The organism is Arthrobacter sp. FW306-1B-G06A (genome assembly GCF_058781765.1).
On sequence record NZ_JBYSXB010000027.1, the window covers coordinates 41,434 to 57,977 of the forward strand.

Annotated in this window: 12 protein-coding genes; 4 read left to right on the forward strand and 8 right to left on the reverse strand. The window is 65.8% G+C overall.

Annotated elements, in window-relative coordinates; genetic code table 11:
* Window positions 1-2 precede the first annotated feature (2 nt).
* Genes cydD through AC3WJM_RS14790 form a run of 3 tightly spaced genes read right to left on the reverse strand, consistent with a single transcriptional unit; the run spans window position 3 to window position 6,160 of the window.
* Window positions 3-3,425, reverse strand: a complete 3,423-nt coding sequence (cydD, locus tag AC3WJM_RS14780) for a thiol reductant ABC exporter subunit CydD (protein WP_492272245.1) — start codon at window positions 3,423-3,425, stop codon at window positions 3-5.
* Between the two features lie 3 nt (window positions 3,426-3,428).
* Window positions 3,429-4,526, reverse strand: a complete 1,098-nt coding sequence (gene cydB / locus AC3WJM_RS14785; RefSeq protein ID WP_492272246.1) for a cytochrome d ubiquinol oxidase subunit II — start codon at window positions 4,524-4,526, stop codon at window positions 3,429-3,431.
* Window positions 4,527-4,546: 20 nt separating this feature from the next.
* Window positions 4,547-6,160 (reverse strand): cytochrome ubiquinol oxidase subunit I, encoded by a 1,614-nt coding sequence (locus AC3WJM_RS14790; protein WP_059389113.1) that lies wholly within the window; start codon window positions 6,158-6,160, stop codon window positions 4,547-4,549.
* A 276-nt stretch (window positions 6,161-6,436) separates the two neighbouring features.
* Here AC3WJM_RS14790 and AC3WJM_RS14795 point away from each other — a divergent pair, with 276 nt between their 5' ends.
* Window positions 6,437-6,823 (forward strand): BlaI/MecI/CopY family transcriptional regulator, encoded by a 387-nt coding sequence (locus AC3WJM_RS14795; RefSeq protein WP_078105520.1) that lies wholly within the window; start codon window positions 6,437-6,439, stop codon window positions 6,821-6,823.
* A gap of 6 nt (window positions 6,824-6,829) precedes the next feature.
* Window positions 6,830-7,822 carry a M56 family metallopeptidase gene (locus AC3WJM_RS14800; RefSeq protein WP_306962502.1) on the forward strand — a complete coding sequence of 331 codons (993 nt, stop codon included), beginning with the start codon at window positions 6,830-6,832 and terminating at the stop codon, window positions 7,820-7,822.
* 54 nt (window positions 7,823-7,876) lie between these two features.
* Here the strand turns inward: AC3WJM_RS14800 and AC3WJM_RS14805 are convergent, their stop codons facing one another.
* Window positions 7,877-9,985, reverse strand: coding sequence for a DNA gyrase/topoisomerase IV subunit B (locus tag AC3WJM_RS14805; protein WP_284990733.1), 2,109 nt, complete (start codon window positions 9,983-9,985; stop codon window positions 7,877-7,879).
* A 222-nt stretch (window positions 9,986-10,207) separates the two neighbouring features.
* On the opposite strand from AC3WJM_RS14805, the gene AC3WJM_RS14810 reads away from it, so the two are divergent.
* Entirely contained in the window at window positions 10,208-10,429 is a 222-nt protein-coding gene (locus AC3WJM_RS14810; protein ID WP_059389114.1) for a DUF7455 domain-containing protein, read from the forward strand.
* 120 nt (window positions 10,430-10,549) lie between these two features.
* On the opposite strand, the gene AC3WJM_RS14815 is transcribed toward AC3WJM_RS14810, so the two are convergent.
* Window positions 10,550-11,200 carry an FMN-binding negative transcriptional regulator gene (locus tag AC3WJM_RS14815; protein ID WP_492272247.1) on the reverse strand — a complete coding sequence of 217 codons (651 nt, stop codon included), beginning with the start codon at window positions 11,198-11,200 and terminating at the stop codon, window positions 10,550-10,552.
* Window positions 11,201-11,252: 52 nt separating this feature from the next.
* Window positions 11,253-12,212 carry a DMT family transporter gene (locus tag AC3WJM_RS14820; protein ID WP_492272248.1) on the reverse strand — a complete coding sequence of 320 codons (960 nt, stop codon included), beginning with the start codon at window positions 12,210-12,212 and terminating at the stop codon, window positions 11,253-11,255.
* Here AC3WJM_RS14820 and AC3WJM_RS14825 point away from each other — a divergent pair.
* Window positions 12,211-13,623 (forward strand): aminotransferase-like domain-containing protein, encoded by a 1,413-nt coding sequence (locus tag AC3WJM_RS14825; RefSeq protein ID WP_492272249.1) that lies wholly within the window; start codon window positions 12,211-12,213, stop codon window positions 13,621-13,623. The genes AC3WJM_RS14820 and AC3WJM_RS14825 overlap by 2 nt on opposite strands.
* A gap of 88 nt (window positions 13,624-13,711) precedes the next feature.
* Here the strand turns inward: AC3WJM_RS14825 and AC3WJM_RS14830 are convergent, their stop codons facing one another.
* Window positions 13,712-15,010 (reverse strand): RNA polymerase sigma factor, encoded by a 1,299-nt coding sequence (locus tag AC3WJM_RS14830; protein ID WP_059389116.1) that lies wholly within the window; start codon window positions 15,008-15,010, stop codon window positions 13,712-13,714.
* Between the two features lie 314 nt (window positions 15,011-15,324).
* Entirely contained in the window at window positions 15,325-16,542 is a 1,218-nt protein-coding gene (locus AC3WJM_RS14835) for a DUF4192 domain-containing protein (protein ID WP_492272250.1), read from the reverse strand.
* Between the last annotated feature and the right edge of the window lie 2 nt (window positions 16,543-16,544).

Here is a 16,544-nt window from a genome sequence, read left to right on the forward strand (position 1 = left end):
GGCTAGTTCCCGCGCACCAGCTCCGGGAGCGCCGACGGCGAGCCGAGATCAAGCCGGGAATCTCCCCCGTCGATGTCGGCCGGGTTGTGGGTCACCAGGACCACTGTGACGTCCTTGAGCCCGGCGCGCAGCTCCGCCATCATGAGCCGCCCGGCCTCGGCGTCGAGATGGGCGGTCGGCTCGTCCAGGAGCAGCACAGCTGCTCCTGTGAGGAGGGTGCGGGCCATGGCCAGCCGTTGGCGTTCGCCGCCGCTCAAGAACGAACCCGAGGGGCCAATGCGGCTATCGAGACCACCGGGAAGCCCGGAAACCACTCCGGAAAGCCCGACGGCGCCCAAGGCCTTGTACATATCCACTTCGGAAGGCTTGCGGCCGGCCGGGCGGGAGAGCAGCAAATTGCCTCGAATCGTGGAGTCGAAGAGATGGGCCTCCTGGGGACACCACGCGGCCTTCCCGCCGATGTAGGCCCTCCCGGATGATGCGGGCAGGAAGCCAAGCAGCACGGAGAGCAGCGTGGATTTCCCCGAGCCTGAAGGTCCGGTGACCGCGAGCCAGCGTCCGGGCACCGCTTCGGCGCTGAGCCCTCCGAATACAGGCGCGCTGCCGGGCCAGGACGCTTCAAGGCCATCCAGCAGCAGCCCCGAAGAGCCGTCGGGTCGTTCCGGCAGCGTCAGCACACCGCCGTCGACCTCCGGCGTATCGAAGGCACCTGACTGGGCAATCCGCCGCAGTACCGCGGCCAATGCCGGACCCTGCCGCACGGCGGACACTGCCGCCGCGTAGGGTTCCGCGAGGGCCAGCTGGACAAGGACGACGACGGCGAGCACCGCCGGCGCGACCGTTCCGGCCTGCACTGAAGGTGCTGCCAAAATCCCAGCCCCCAGGGCTCCCAGGGTGCAGGCAAGCACGGTCAACCCCTGGCCGATTCCATCAGCCCACGCGGAACGCTGTGCGGCCACCGTGGCTGCGTTGTCCTTCCGGGTCAAGGACGACAGGACTGCTCCGGCGACGCCGTTGGAGCTGAGCTCCGCGCGGGCGTCGAGGGCCGCGGCAACATCGCGCAGAACGAGCGAGCGCAGTTCCTGCTCGGCGCGTGCCGCGTTGCGGTCCGCTGTCAGGGCAAGAACCGGAGCCAGGACCAGCCCAACCACGGCGGTCGCTGCAACCGCCGGCACGGTGGCGGGAACCAGCAGCGCCGAGGCGACCACCGCCGACACCGCGACGGCGAGCGCTGACAGCGGGGGAAGCACGACGCGCGGCAGAACGTCGCGCAGCGTATCGACGTCGTCCACCACAGCTCCAAGGACATTGCCGCCCTGCAGGAGCCGCCGCAAGGACAGCGCCCGGGCGCTGAGAGTTGCCCAGAGCGCGCCCCGGAGCCTCGTCATGGCGGCGAAGACCGTGTCGTGGACGACCAGCCGTTCGGCGTACCTCAGCACCGCCCGGCCTATCCCGAAGAACCGGACGCCCACGATCGCTCCAAGCAAGTACAGGATGGGCGGTTGCTCGCTGGCCCGGATGATGAGCCAGCCGGACAGCCCGGACAGTGCCACGGCAAACAAGGCGGCGAGCGCCGCGAGCAGCACGGCAACGGCGAACTTGTAGCGGACGGGCGCCAGGATCCGTGCGAGGGCCTTGAGCGTGGAGATGGCGGTGCGGGGTTCAATTCCCCCGTCCGGTGTGGTTCCCGGAGTCGCGTCGCCCCGGAGCGGAGGAGGCACGGACACGGCGGATTCCAGGCCCACGGGACCGGAGTGTTCCTGCGCGGCCACGCGGTCGCTCGTCCCGCCGTCGACGCTCACTACGTTGTCCGCCAGCTTCCGGGTCGCGGCGTCGTGGGCCACGAGGATGACAGTCGCGGCCCCCCGCAGCCCCGCGATCGCCGAACGGATGGCGTCCGCGGACGCGGCGTCGAGGTGGGCGGTGGGTTCGTCGAGCAGCAGGACCGTGGCACCGGCGTCGAGGCGCGCCAAGCCGCGGGCCACGGCCACCCGCCGCACTTCGCCAGGGCTCAACTCGGCAGGATGTTTGAACGCGAGGTGCTCCGCGGCGGCCTGCTCCAGGCAACGCATGGCCCTTGCGATATCAGCGTCCGGCGTGGATCCAGGGCCGGACGGCGCGAAGTCCTGGTTGCCGCCGTTCAGGTAAAGGATGATCTCGTCGAGCACCGTGCCGGCGACCATGACGGGATGCTGCGGAACCCAAGCGACCGCTCCGGCTTCCAGTCCGGTGACGGACCCTTCGATGGTTGCCAGCGGACCGTCGCCGATCGTGCCGGCGAGGACACCTACGATGGTGCTCTTGCCTGAACCGCTGCGGCCGTCAAGGGCGGTGATCTGCCCGGCCGGAGCCTTGAAGCCGATGGGCCCGACGGCGGCAGCCGTCCTTCCCGCGTACGTCACCGTCAGTCCGGTGGCCACGACGCCGGCTGGCGCCCCGCTGCTGGCGGGCGCGCCGTCGTCGTGCCCGTCATTCAGCGGGCGTCCCGCCGGCGACTCCAGCACGGCGGTGGCTGCAGCCAAAGCCTCACGCCCGTCGTCGCTGGCGTGGTGGGCAGTGCCCAGCTCGCGCAGGGGAAGATAGCAATCGGGGGCGAGGATGAGGGCCAGCAGGCCTGCTTCCAGACCCATGTCGCCGGCCACGAGTCGAACCCCGATGAAGACGGCCACGACGGCGACGGAGATGGTGGCTATGAGTTCCAGGGCGAGAGCCGACAGGAAGGCAGTCCGCAGGGTTCCCATGGTGCGCGAGCGGTATTCCTCGGAGAGGTCCTCAAGGGCTGCGCGTTGTTCTCCCGCGCGGCCCAGTCCCACCAGCACCGGAAGTCCCTTGGCCAACTCCAGGATGTGCCCCGAGAGCCTCCGCAGCGTGGATTGGGCTTCGCGCACCCGGTCCTCGGTATGGCGGCCGATCAGGACCATGAAGAGCGGGACCAGCGGCAGGGTCAGCACCACCACCACGGCGCTGACCCAGTCCGCGAAGAGGATCCGTACGCCGAGGAGCAAGGGCAAAGCGGCACAATTGACCAACGCGGGAAGGAACTGGGTGTAGTAGTTGTCCAGTGCATCAAGGCTCCGGGTCGCAAGCACGGCAAGGCCGCCGTCGTTCACGTCGCCGACCCGTCCCGCTGCCCCGGGGCCGAGTGCCCGCCCGAGCAGCCGGGACCGCAGCTCTTCCTTGACCCCGAGGGCCGCGCGGCGCGCCGCGACTCCCTGGCCCCAGACTGTCAGCGAGCGCAGGACGGCGCCGGCGGCGCCCCAAAGGAGTCCTTCGCGCCACCCCAAGCCGCCTGCCGCGAGTGCGGACAGCATCCCCGCGATGGCCTGCGCGATCAGTACCAGGGACAAGGCCTTGAGTGAGGACAGCAGGCCAAGGAAATACAAAGCCGATCGGGTGGCGGGTCCGGCAGGCAGCTGGGGCTTCATCCGCTACTCGCCGGCGTTGCGGGGTGAGTGTTTGGCGGCTGGTCCGCCCGGCGCCGCATGGCCCACCAGCACCTTTGCCGCGATGGCGGGGAGGAAACCATGTGCGGGGGGAATATGTGCAGCGCTCACGCGGCGGCGGAACACCCAATAGGTCCAGGCCTGGTAGGCGATGACGAGGGGCAAGCCGACGGCAGCCACGATGCTCATCAGCCCCAGGGTGTAGGCGGAGGACGAGGCGTTGGAAATGGTGAGGTTGAAGGCAGGGTTCAAGGTGGACGGGATGACCACGGGGAACGCCGCGCCGAAGATGGACGCAGTGGCGCACACCAGGAACGCACCCAGGGCTCCGAAAGCCTTGCCCTCAGCGCCGCGGCGGGCAAGGACCCAGGCGCCTGCCGCTGCGAGGACTCCGAGGGCCACCAGGATCCACGTCAACGGCTTGCCGCTGAGCAGCTGCACGGCGACCATCCATGCCAGCAGCGGCAGCAATGCGAGCGGGGCAAGCCGCACAAACCAGCGGCGCGCCCGGTGGCGCACTGCGCCGTCGGTCTTCAGTGCCAGGAACGCGAGCGCATGCACCAGGGCGAACGCGACCACGGCGAATCCGCCCAGCACCGCGTATCCGCTGAACCAGGCAAAGGGGCCGCCCTGGCGGTCGCCGTTCGAGTCGATCGGCAGCCCGGTGGTGGTCAGCGCGAGGGCAGCGCCGATGCCGAACGCGGCCGTGAACGAGCCCAAGGCGATCGCCCAGTCCCAGACGGTCCGCCAGCGCGCGGTGTCCACTTTTCCCCGGTACTCGAAGGCCACAGCCCGGAAGATCAGGGCCACCAGGACAATGAGCAGCGGCAAGTAGAGCGCCGAAAACAACGAGGCGTACCACAGCGGGAAAGCCGCGAAGGTGGCACCGGCCGCGGTCAGCAGCCACACTTCGTTCCCGTCCCACACCGGGCCGATCGTGTTCAGCAGCACCCGGCGGTCGGTGTTGTTCCGGGCGAAGAGCTTCATGAGCATTCCGACGCCTAGGTCGAAGCCCTCCAGGAAGAGGTAACCCGTCCACAGCACGGCGATGGCCACGAACCAGACGGTAGGCAACAGTTCCATTCGAAAGATCCCTTTGCTTCCTAGTAGGCGAATGCCAGGACGTCGTCGCTGTCACCGGGCTGGCCCGGAGCACCCGGCGTCCCGCCGTCGTCGTCCTTCTTTTCTTTCTTTTCGCTGCTGCGAGCCTCAGCGAGCTCCGGCATCGCGGACACCACTCCGCCCCGGGCGTATTTGACCAGCAGCCGGACCTCGACCACCAGCAGGACCGCGTAGATGGAGGCCAACACGACCAGCGAGGTGATGAGCTCGGCGGCGGAGACGCCGGGTGAGACGGCCGCGGCCGTGAACATGAACACTTGGTCGACGCCGCTGGCGTCCGGATTGGGCGCGACGACGAACGGCTGCCGGCCCATTTCGGTGAAGATCCAACCGGCGGCGTTGGCACCGAAGGGAGCGAGGATGCCGAAGACCGCCAGGCGCATGATCCAGCGGGATTGCGGGACCATGCCCTTGCGGGTCACCCACAGGGCGAGCAACGCGGCAAAGGCAGCGATCCCGCCGAAGCCGATCATCATGCGGAAGCCCCAGTAGGTCACTTCCATGACGGGTACGTACTGGATGTCTTGGCCTGCCCGATCGCCGTACAGGGGATTGTCCGGCAGGTGGGTGCCGTACTTGGCCTTGTATTCGTCAAGCAGGCTGTTGACGCCCTTCACTTCGGTGTTGAAATCACCCTTGGCCAGGAAGGAAAGGATGCCGGGGACCTCGATCACGGCCACAATGTCGTTGCAGCTCTTGGACCCGAGGTTGCCCACGCTCAACACGGAGAATCCGGTGCCGTCGTGGCAGGCGGCCTCGGCCGCGGCCATCTTCATGGGCTGTTGTTCGAACATCAGCTTGCCTTGCAAGTCGCCCGTGAATGCGGTGCCGGCGAACGAGATCATGGCGACGACGGCGCCGATCCGCAGGGAGGTGATCCACACCTTGTAGTCGGCCTTGTCCCGTCCGGGAATGACGGCTTCGCCTGCTACGGCCCGGCCATCGGCTCCTACGGTGTCAATGCCATCGTGGCGGCGGCGCCAGAGGTGGTACCAGGCGATGCCCAGGAGGAACGCACCGGCGACGGCCAGCGCGCCGAAGAGCGTGTGGGGTACGGCCACCATGGCGGTGTTGTTGGTGAAGACCGCCCAGGCGTCGGTCATGACGGGACGCCCGTTGACCATCGTGACGCCGACGGGGTGCTGCATCCAGGAGTTGGCCACGATGATGAAATAGGCCGAGAAGACCGAGCCGATCACGGCGATCCAGAGGCACGCGAGGTGGATGCCGCGCTTGAGTTGCTTCCAGCCGAAGATCCAGAGTCCCAGGAAGGTCGATTCCACGAAGAACGCCAGAAGCGCTTCCAAGGCCAGGGGCGCACCGAACACGTCGCCGACGAACCGGCTGTATTCGCTCCACGCCATGCCGAATTGGAATTCCTGCACGATGCCCGTGGCCACGCCCATGATGAAGTTGATGAGGAAGAGCTTGCCCCAGAACTTGGTCATCCGCAGGTATTCCACCTTGCCGGTGCGATACCAGAGGGTCTGGATGACGGCCACCACGAGGCCCAGCCCGATGGTCAACGGCACCATCATGAAGTGGTAGACCGTGGTGATTCCAAATTGCCAGCGTGCGATTTCCAAGGCGTCCATGGCTGTCCTTATTGTTCCGCCGCCCTCTGGCGGCGTCCATTTTCTACGTTGCGTAGAACCGACTTCTTCTACACAGTGTAGAACAAACCCCTGCGATGTGCTCACCACTCTTCCAGCGGTGTCACAGTGCCGCAAGGACACGCCGCGCCGCATGTTCTACCTCACGTAGAATCGCCGCCCGAAAAGGGGTAGATTGAGGGAGGAATGTTGGATCGTCGCACTTCCATGCAGCCCGCGAAAACGGGCAAGGCAAGTGCGGAAAGTAGGGATGCGTTGATGGCAAGTCTTGGCGAACTGGAACGGGCGGTCATGGATCTCCTTTGGGCGGGCCAGGAGGCTGCGACAGCCAACAAACTCCGTGATCTGCTGGCGCAGGATTCCGCCGCCACGGATGGTATTGCAGGACACCAGGGCAAGGACCTCGCAGTCACCACGGTGCTGACGGTCTTGTCCCGCCTCGAGAAGAAAGGCCTCGTGGAGCGCGAACGCGGCACCCGCCCGCACCGCTACCAGGCTGTTTCGAGCCGCGCGGACCACACGGCGGACCTCATGCACGAGGCCCTCGGCTCCGCCCCGGACCGCGAAGCCGTGCTGGCCCGGTTCATCGGTTCCGTAAGCGAAAGTGAAGCCGCCACGCTGCGCAAGCTGCTCGGCAAAAACTAAGCCCCCATGTTCTGGACCTCATATTTTCTGGCGGTCCTTGCTTTGGTGCTGGCCTGGCCGGTTCCTGTCCTTTTGTCGCGCGCCGAATGGCCGTCACGCGCACCCTTCATGGCAATGGTCCTCTGGCAGGCCATCGCACTCGCCGGTGGCCTCTCCATGATCGGCGCCATGCTCGTCTACGGGCTCGAGCCCATCGGCGACAACCTCATTGCGGGCCTGCGCTCCCTGGCCGGCATGGTGCTCCACAATGAGCCCACCACGGCACTGGGCTTCTGGCACTTGTTCGCTTTGTCCGCCGCGGCACTGTTGAGCGCCCATCTCGTATTCACCTTGCTGCTCACCTACGTCAAGATCGAGCGGCAGCGGCGGAGGCACCGCGAACTCCTCGCACTCCTGGCCTCACCGTCCGACGACGGCCCCGGCACCGTGGTCATCAACCACGACTCCCCCGTTGCGTACTGCCTGCCCGGCGGCGCACGGTCGGTGACCGTCCTGTCCGACGGCCTGATGGCTGCCCTCGAGCCTGCCGAGCTCCGGGCCGTCCTCATCCACGAGAATGCCCACCTCTCGCAACGCCATGACCTTCTCTTGTGGGCCTTCGCGGCGTGGCGCCAGGCACTCCCCTGGTTCCCCACCACGCGGCTCGCCCAGGTTGCGGTCAACTCCCTGATCGAAATGCTCGCCGATGACGTGGCCCTGCGCACCGAAAGCAAAGGAACACTCATCAAGGCGATCGCGATCGTGGCCAGCGGTTCCGCCCGTCCCGTGGAGCAATTCGCCCCGCCCGGAACAAGCAGCGACGACGCTTCCCCCGAAGGCAGCACCTTGAGCGGCACCGGCGGTGCCGATTCACCGCGTACGACGGCGTCGCGCGTCAGCCGGCTGCTCTCACCCAAGCCACCGCTTCCGGCAGCCCAGCGCGCCCTGGTCCTCGCGGCGTCGGCCATGTTGCTCGCTGTGCCGACAGGCTTGCTGATTGTCCCGGGTTTGCTGGGCTGAACCGGATTGGACTGAGCAGGCTGCCGGGCTACGCAGGCCCACCGGATCACCGGATCAGGCGTCGATGCGTTCCCGGTCCAGGTCCGCTGCGCCGGCAATAATGAAGTCCTTGCGCGGGGCGACATCCGATCCCATGAGTAGGTCGAAGGTGTCCTCCGCCATCTTCGCGTTCTCGATCCCCACTTTGCGGAGGGTGCGGTGGCGCGGATCCATCGTGGTCTCGGCGAGCTGTTCGGCGTCCATTTCGCCGAGGCCCTTGTAGCGCTGGATCGGCTCCTTGTAGCGCTTGCCCTCCTTGGCGAGCCTGGCCAGCAGGACGTGCAGTTCGGCCTCCGAGTACGTATAGATCATCTCGTTGGCCTTCTGGCCGGCGTTGATGACTTCCACACGGTGCAGCGGCGGGACGGCCGCATATACCCGGCCCTCGTCGATCATCGGACGCATGTACCGGAAGAACAAGGTGAGCAGCAGCGTACGGATGTGCGCGCCGTCGACGTCTGCATCGGTCATCAGGATCACCTTGCCGTAGCGGGCGGCGTCGATGTCGAAGCTGCGGCCCGAGCCGGCACCCACCACCTGGATGAGGGCTGCGCACTCCGCGTTGGAGAGCATGTCCCCCACCGAGGCTTTCTGCACGTTCAGGATCTTGCCACGGATCGGCAACAGCGCTTGGAAGTCCGAGGACCGCGCCAGCTTTGCGGTGCCCAGGGCGGAGTCACCTTCCACGATGAACAGCTCAGAGCGTCCGACGTCGTCCGTGCGGCAATCTGCCAGCTTGGTGGGCATCGACGACGTTTCCAGCGCATTCTTCCGGCGCTGCGTTTCCTTGTGGACGCGGGCCGAGATACGGGACTTCATTTCGCTGACGATTTTCTCGAGCAGCAGGGCGGACTGGGCCTTGTCGTTGCGGTTCGCCGAGTTCAGGCGCGCGGTGATCTCATCCTCGACCACCTTGGCAACAATCGCCCTGACAGCCGATGTCCCCAGGATTTCCTTGGTCTGGCCCTCGAATTGCGGCTCGGCCAAGCGGACCGTCAGCACTGCCGTGAGGCCAGCCAGGACGTCGTCTTTTTCAATCTTGTCGTTGCCCGCTTTGAGCTTGCGCGCGTTCGTTTCGACGGCCTTGCGGAACGTCTTCAGGAGTGCCTGCTCAAAGCCGGCCTGGTGCGTGCCACCCTTGGGCGTGGCGATGATGTTGACAAAGCTCCGCATGGTGGTTTCGTAGCCGATTCCCCAGCGCAGCGCTATGTCCACTTCACAGTCGCGTTCCACTTCAGCGATCTTGCTGTGCCCGTTTTCGTCAAGGACCGGAACGGTTTCCTTGAACTTGCCCGCACCATGGAGCCGCCAAATATCCGTGACGCCCGAATCCGCGGCGAGGAAGTCGACGAATTCGGAAATGCCGCCGTCGTGGTGGAAGACCTCCTGGTGCGGGCCGCTCTCGCCGGGGGTGCCGGGGAGCCGGCGCTCGTCCCGGACAGTGAGCTTGAGGCCCGGAACGAGGAAAGACGTTTGGCGGGCGCGCGCGGCCAAGTCCTCGTAGGCGAACTTCGCGTCCGGGGTGAAGATCTGCCGGTCTGCCCAGTAGCGGATGCGGGTACCGGTGACGCCGCGCTTGGCCTTGCCGACGACGTCGAGCACCGAGTTCTCGACGAACGGTTCGAAGACCGACGTCGGGCTGAGCTTCGAGCCGGTGTCCTTGAACCGTCCGGGCTCGCCCCGGCGGAAGGACATCTGGTAGGTCTTGCCGCCGCGGTCCACCTGCACGTCCAGACGGGCGGAGAGCGCGTTCACTACCGACGCGCCAACGCCGTGCAGACCGCCGGACGCCGTGTAGGAGCCACCGCCGAACTTTCCGCCTGCGTGAAGTTTGGTGAAGACAACTTCGACGCCGGTGAGCCCGGTCTTGGGTTCCAGGTCCACGGGGATGCCGCGGCCGTCGTCGTGGATTTCCACCGAATTGTCCGCATGGAGGATGATCTGGATGTCGTGTCCGAAGCCTGCCAGCGCCTCGTCCACGGAGTTGTCGATGATTTCCCACAGGCAGTGCATGAGGCCGCGGGAGTCGGTGGAGCCGATGTACATGCCCGGACGTTTGCGGACCGCCTCCAGTCCTTCCAAAACTGAAAGGTGCCGGGCGTTGTATTCAGAACTCGGTGCCACGGGCGGGGCGCTCCTTCGGGGGTGTAACAGAGGCAAAAAACACTCCTCCTAGGCTAGCTGCCCCGGAGCCCGGACGAGAGCTGCCACTCCCAATCGTGCTGGACGCCACTTCCCGGTGTTACGCACATGTGATACGCGGACAGCGAACGTGACCCATCCTTGCCATGGTTTTGCTTCGAATGCTGGTTATATGGATACACAGAACTACTAAGGAGGCCGAACATGACAACAGCAGTTGCAGACCGCACACTCAATGCACTCGACCGGTGCGACCGTTGCGGGGCCCAGGCATATGTCCGCGTTGTACTCGAGTCCTCCGGCGGTGAGCTGCTCTTCTGCGGCCACCACGCACGTGCAGTAGAGGCCACGCTGCGGCCGATGACTTCGGACTGGCATGACGAGACGGCGCGCCTTCAGGAGAAGGAACCCGTCCTCGCCGACTAGCCCCAATGGCTGGCCCCCGCGGCCACCTGGCTGACAAAACTTCATAGAGACAGCGGCCCCCCCCGGACGGGGGGGGCCGCTTCGTTAACCGGGGTCTCCCGGCCCAGGCCGCAACGTTGCCTAGGCGCGGCCCGCGTCCCGGTGCGTCCTATCCTGCCTGGCCCTGGCCACGTCGGCAGCGATCTCCTGGTGCCCTTGGGCGCCAAGGCCGGCCACGACCCCAATGATGTCTTTATCGGGCCGGTTCTGGCTCAGTTTTGCCTTCGCCTCGATACGGCTGATCACCAGCTCGATGCCGACGATCGCACGCAACTGGCCGGAGACGTAGCGCTCCGGGGCGTCATCCACGGACCACGGCCGCTCGGAACGGGCTTCATTGAGCCCGGTCAGCTGCCTGACATGATTCCCGAGCCACTCGGCGTCGTCATGGACGGCAAGCCTGCCGTAAACGTGGGCCGTGGAGTAGTTCCACGTCGGGACGACGCGTCCGTGCTCTTCCTTCGATGCATACCAGGTAGGCGAGATGTAGGCGTCCGCGCCCTGGATGATGACGAGTGATTCCCCGATCGAGGGCGCGGACCATTGCGGGTTGGTTCGGGCGAGGTGTCCGTGGAGCGCGCCGTGTTCGCCGATCGAGGGCTCGTAGATGAGCGGCAGGAAAGTCGCGAGCATGCCCTGTGATGTCATGGTGACCAGATTGGCTGCACCTGGCCGCGTCAGGAGGTCGTGGATCACGTCAGGACCGGCCTCGAAGTGCGCTGGGATGTACATGGGTTCTATTCTTCCTTTTCTGTGGCGGGTGGTCTCGGTGTTCTATTGGTCTTCAGCGGCCTTGGTCGGCGGGCTGCGGATTGAGGCGGACCCGGACCGCGATGCCGGCGCAAGCGATGACGGCCAGCCCGCCGACGATCGTGGTCCAGCCCAGGGATTCGCCCAGCAACAGCCCTGCCCAGCAAATGCTCAGCACGGGCTGGATGATTTGTACCTGGCTGACCTTGGCCATGGGCCCGACGGCGAGGCACCGGTACCAGGCGACGAAGCCGAAGAACATGCTGACGACTCCGAGGTATGCAAAAGCGGCCCATTGGACCGGTGAGGCTGACGGCGGCTGCTGGGACACGGAGAGTGCTGTCAGGCCGGCCATCAACGGCAGGGCCAGGACGAGCGCCCAGGATACGGTCTGCCATGCGCCGAGTTCGCGGGCGAGCAGGCCACCTTCCGCGTAACCGATGGCCGCGGAAACGACGGCGCCGAGGAGGAGCACGTCTGCCCAGTTGAGTTGCCCGAACCCACCGGACTGCGCTGGGTTACCGGCCTGCGATAGGGCAAATCCGATGGCCGCAACGGCCCCTACGGCCGTGACCAGCCAGAAGGCTGCCGGAGGATGCTCACGCCCGCGGAGCACCGCGGCGGTTGCCGTCGCAGCAGGCAGCAGGGCGATGACGACAGCGCCGTGGCTGGCCGGCGCCGTCGTAAGCGCGAATGAGGTGAGTAGCGGAAAGCCGACAACAATCCCGGCGGCGACCACCGCGAGCCGTGCCCATTGTTTGCCTCGCGGAAGGCGCTGCCTGGTGAGCACGAGGGCGGATGCCGCGAGTATCGCTGCGACGACGGCACGGCCGGAGCCGATGAACAGCGGCGACAGGCCACCCACCGCCACTCGGGTGAAGGGAACAGTGAAGGAAAACGCCGCTACTCCGAGGAGGCCCCACCAGAGGCCCGTTATCGAGCGGGAAGGTATCACTTCTCGAATAAGTGTAGTAGCGCTACTATTGTCTTTCATGAACAACGATAGCAGTTCCAGGATTGCGATGCGAATGCGGGAATGGATCACCGGGGCCGCTCCGGGATCCCGGCTGCCGTCCACGCGGTCACTGGTTGCCGAGTACCAGGCCAGCCCTGTGACGGTGCAGAAGGCCTTGCAGACGCTCACTTCGCAGGGCTTGATCGAGAGCCGGCCCGGCGTCGGGACCTTCGTCCGGGCCGTCCGGACAGCGCGCCCCTCGGACTACGGCTGGCAAACCGCAGCGTTGCGTGCGCCGCAGGCGCCTTCCCGCTCAGCCTCCACCACGATGCGCGACACCTCGAACGCCACTATTGCCTTCCACTCCGGATACCCGGACCGGGAACTCCTGCCGGAACGGCTTGTCCGGGCCGCTCTCGCCCGCGTGGCCCGCGGCGACGCTGCCCTCTCCCGACCTCCGGCGCCGGGACTTCCCGAATTGCAGTCCTGGTTCGCGCACGAGCTCGGCACCGCGACGCCGGCAGGACTCACCCCGCCGACACCGAGCGACGTCATCGTCCTGCCGGGAAGCCAAGGCGGCCTCAGCTCCATCTTCACGGCATTGGTGGGCCACGGGCAGCCACTGCTCATGGAATCCCCGAGCTACTGGGGAGCCATCCTGGCCGCGACCCAAGCCGGAGTCCGCATCGTCCCTGTGCCCAGCAGAGCCGAGGGGCCCGAGCCCGAAGAATTGGCCAGGGCCTTTGAGGAGACGGGCGCCCGGTTGTTCTACGCCCAACCGAACTATGCCAACCCCACCGGTGCGCAGTGGTCCGCCCGCCGGGGGGAAGAAGTCCTGGATGTTGTCCGGGAGTACGGCGCCTTCCTCGTCGAGGACGACTGGGCCCACGACTTCGGCATCACGTCGACGCCGGTACCCATCGCCGCACGTGACGATTCGGGCCATGTGGTCTACTTGCGCTCCCTCACGAAAAGCGTTTCACCCGCCATCCGCGTTGCCGCGGTTATTGCTCGCGGCCCGGCCCGCGAACGCATCCTTGCGGACCGGGCGGCCGAGTCGATGTACGTCAGCGGGCTGCTGCAGGCTGCGGCACTCGATGTGGTCACGCAGCCGGCCTGGCAGACGCATCTGCGCAGCCTCCGCCATCAGCTTCAGTCGCGCCGCGACCTCCTTGTCACGAGCCTGCGTGAACATGCCTCCCAGGCCCATCTCAGCCTCATCCCCAAGGGAGGGCTGAATCTCTGGGCACGCCTGCCGGACGGCACGGACCTCGAGGGGCTGACCCGTGACTGCGAGAGTGCCGGGGTGATGATCGCGGTCGGTACTGAGTGGTTCCCCGCCGAACCGGCGGGACCGTTCATCCGGCTCAACTATGCGGGACCCAACCCTTCGGCGTTCCCGGAAGGTGCCCGCATCCTTGGCCAAGCGCTCGAACGGAACAGCCCTTAGATACAGCCGCTGATGCAAAAGTGGGCCCCCGGGAATCCGGGGGTCCACTTTTGACGGGGGTGCCGGCTAAGGCATGGCGTCCGTTGCTTTAGTCAAGGTAGTCGCGCAGAACCTGCGACCGCGAGGGGTGGCGCAGCTTTGACATCGTCTTCGATTCGATCTGACGGATGCGTTCGCGGGTGACTCCATAGACCTTGCCGATTTCGTCTAAAGTCTTCGGCTGGCCGTCGGTAAGGCCGAAGCGCATCGCAACGACGCCTGCTTCCCGCTCGGACAGGGTATCGAGCACTGAGTGCAACTGCTCCTGGAGGAGGGTGAAGCTTACGGCGTCCGCGGGCACAACTGCTTCGGAGTCCTCGATGAGGTCGCCGAATTCGGAATCGCCGTCCTCGCCCAGCGGAGTGTGCAGCGAGATGGGCTCGCGGCCGTACTTCTGGACTTCAACGACCTTCTCGGGAGTCATGTCCAGCTCGAGGGCAAGTTCCTCAGGCGTAGGTTCGCGCCCAAGGTCCTGCAGCATCTGGCGCTGGACGCGTGCCAGCTTGTTGATGACTTCCACCATGTGCACCGGGATGCGGATGGTACGGGCCTGGTCCGCCATGGCGCGGGTGATGGCCTGACGGATCCACCAAGTGGCGTAGGTGGAGAACTTGAAGCCCTTGGTGTAGTCGAACTTCTCCACTGCACGGATCAGGCCCAGGTTGCCTTCCTGGATGAGGTCCAGGAAGAGCATGCCGCGGCCTGTGTAGCGCTTGGCCAGCGAGACCACGAGGCGCAGGTTGGCTTCGAGGAGGTGGTTCTTGGCCCTCTTGCCGTCGTGGATGATGAACTCGAGTTCACGCTTCAGCTTCGGGTCCATGGAGCCGTCGTCGGCGTTGATCTTCTCTTCTGCGAAGAGACCCGCTTCAATGCGGAGCGCAAGGTCGACTTCCTGCTCCGCGTTAAGCAGGGCAACCTTGCCGATCTGCTTCAGGTAGTCCTTGACGGGGTCGGCCGTGGCACCGGCTGACATGACCTGCTGGACAGGCGCGTCATCGTCATCGGCATCCGAGTAAACAAAGCCGGAGCCGGTGGTCGCGGGCTTCTTGCCCTCTTCGCCTTCTTCGACTTCCTCCGTGAGCTCTGCTTCGTCGGGAACGACGGCGTCAAAATCCTCGGCTTCTTCTTCGGAGTCCTCGTCGGCGCCGGCGGACTTGTTGGCTGCTTCGGCAGCGGCCTTGGCGCCGGGCTTGGGCCCGCGCTTCTTGGGTGCCGGCTTGTCTGCACCTGCAGTCGAAGCATTGGCAGCACGCGTTGCCGCACGCTTCGCAGCTGTAGCCGCCTTCTTTTCTTCGGCGGACAGTTCGGCCAGGGCGGCGGGTTCCTTCTCGGCGGAAGACGGGGTCACAGAAAACCTTTCTAGCGGCGGTCTGTGGAATCACCATGGGGGCAACACCACTATGACCCTGTCAAGTCCGTGATCAACATCAAGTGCCATCGCCGACTGCAGAGTCTTTAGGTAAAACTCCCGACGGCGCCTTAATGTTCCCTAGAGTTCAGGGGACGTTAACGGCACTTGAAACACGGACCCAACCGGGTCTCGGCAACCATTGTCTCACGGTTTTGAGTTCCGGGGGTCGATATCCGCTACCGGGCAGACAATTACGTGCCGCACGGATTTCACTCAATGTGACGCTCCTGGAGTCACCCCGGGGCTTGGAGTCATGCCACCGCACCACCGAACTTCCGCCACGCGGACGACTTGCTTTTGGCCCAGCCGCAGACTGTTCCGCGCCTCACTACCTCGGCGAGCAACTCCGCGAGTCGATAGCCCCGTTGTTCAGCGTCAGCCTGGGACAGGAGCTCGCGGGCGAACGAACCGCTCCCCCGGCACCACTGAATCCACCCCCGGATCGTAAGCGTTGCAGCGCGCGCCTCCCCACCACTGCGCCGGGAGAGCATCGCCAGAACCCCGTCCAGGCTCGTCAACCGTCTCCAGTCGGGGTTCTCCGGGTAGAGGCCCAGGAGCACGTCTCCATAGCGCAAGACGCTGACATCCGTGGCCGGAGTCCGCTTGCCCGCTGCTGGTGGAGGGGGACAGAGACCGGGCGGAACGACCAAGGAACCCTGTTCATCGTCGTCTTGGTCAAAGAAGCCGAAGGCCTCCGCACCGCCACAAGCGACGGTTTTCCCGGCAGCCGCTAGGACCACCACGGCGTCGCGCCAGGCGGAGACCCGCAGGCTTGCCCGGAGGAACGCCGCAGCCTCGCCGTCGAACTCCGCTGGGCGGCCGGAATCGAGGACCCCGCTCCACACATCCAGCATTTCTTCGAATGCCTTCCTGCTCCGCCATAGCCGGAGCAATTCCCCAAGCGTGGCGTCTTCCGTGCGCATGAATTCCGGATCACGGACGGGCTCGTCCTCAGGCCCCAACAACAGTGGCGATTCCAAGACGTTGCTCCCTCTGAACACCATTTCCGCGTTGAGCCGGCTATCCAGGATCTGGTCTACGGGACGGCCGGGAAGGGGACAGCACTCCACATCGGTGCAGAATGCGCTTCGCCAGTAGTCGGAACCAATGAACCATGCATCCCGCAACACCATGCCCCGATGATCCAGGACGCGTACCAGGGCTTCCAGCAGCGGCAGGCCGTGCGGCACGGCGCCACCGGCGTCCCAACCCTCGTCGCTGAAGAATGCCAAGAGCACGCCGTCGGCGTCATGGTCCGCTTCCAGATACTCACCGATCCTCCGTGAGTACGCGGCAAGCGCGCGGTCGGATCTCTCGCCCGGAAGGTCCACGCGGAGTGTGGCGCCAAGTGTCTGCCCCCGCAGCGTGATGGCAACGAGGCTCTCCTTTGGCCAGAGCCCCAAGGCGTGGGGAATGAAGCCGAGGATGTCCTCGGGCCGGAAGACGGTCACGCGGTTGTCTGCTGTCATGA

Excerpts from the sequence above, each read along its gene's own strand:
- AC3WJM_RS14795 (WP_078105520.1), top strand. The coding sequence starts at position 6,437 with ATGGCAAGTCTTGGCGAACTGGAACGGGCGGTCATGGATCTCCTTTGG.
- AC3WJM_RS14810 (WP_059389114.1), top strand. The coding sequence starts at position 10,208 with ATGACAACAGCAGTTGCAGACCGCACACTCAATGCACTCGACCGGTGC.
- cydD (WP_492272245.1), bottom strand. The coding sequence starts at position 3,425 with ATGAAGCCCCAGCTGCCTGCCGGACCCGCCACCCGATCGGCTTTGTAT.
- AC3WJM_RS14790 (WP_059389113.1), bottom strand. The coding sequence starts at position 6,160 with ATGGACGCCTTGGAAATCGCACGCTGGCAATTTGGAATCACCACGGTC.
- AC3WJM_RS14825 (WP_492272249.1), top strand. The coding sequence starts at position 12,211 with ATGAACAACGATAGCAGTTCCAGGATTGCGATGCGAATGCGGGAATGG.
- AC3WJM_RS14815 (WP_492272247.1), bottom strand. The coding sequence starts at position 11,200 with ATGTACATCCCAGCGCACTTCGAGGCCGGTCCTGACGTGATCCACGAC.
- AC3WJM_RS14820 (WP_492272248.1), bottom strand. The coding sequence starts at position 12,212 with ATGAAAGACAATAGTAGCGCTACTACACTTATTCGAGAAGTGATACCT.
- AC3WJM_RS14800 (WP_306962502.1), top strand. The coding sequence starts at position 6,830 with ATGTTCTGGACCTCATATTTTCTGGCGGTCCTTGCTTTGGTGCTGGCC.
- cydB (WP_492272246.1), bottom strand. The coding sequence starts at position 4,526 with ATGGAACTGTTGCCTACCGTCTGGTTCGTGGCCATCGCCGTGCTGTGG.
- AC3WJM_RS14835 (WP_492272250.1), bottom strand. The coding sequence starts at position 16,542 with ATGACAGCAGACAACCGCGTGACCGTCTTCCGGCCCGAGGACATCCTC.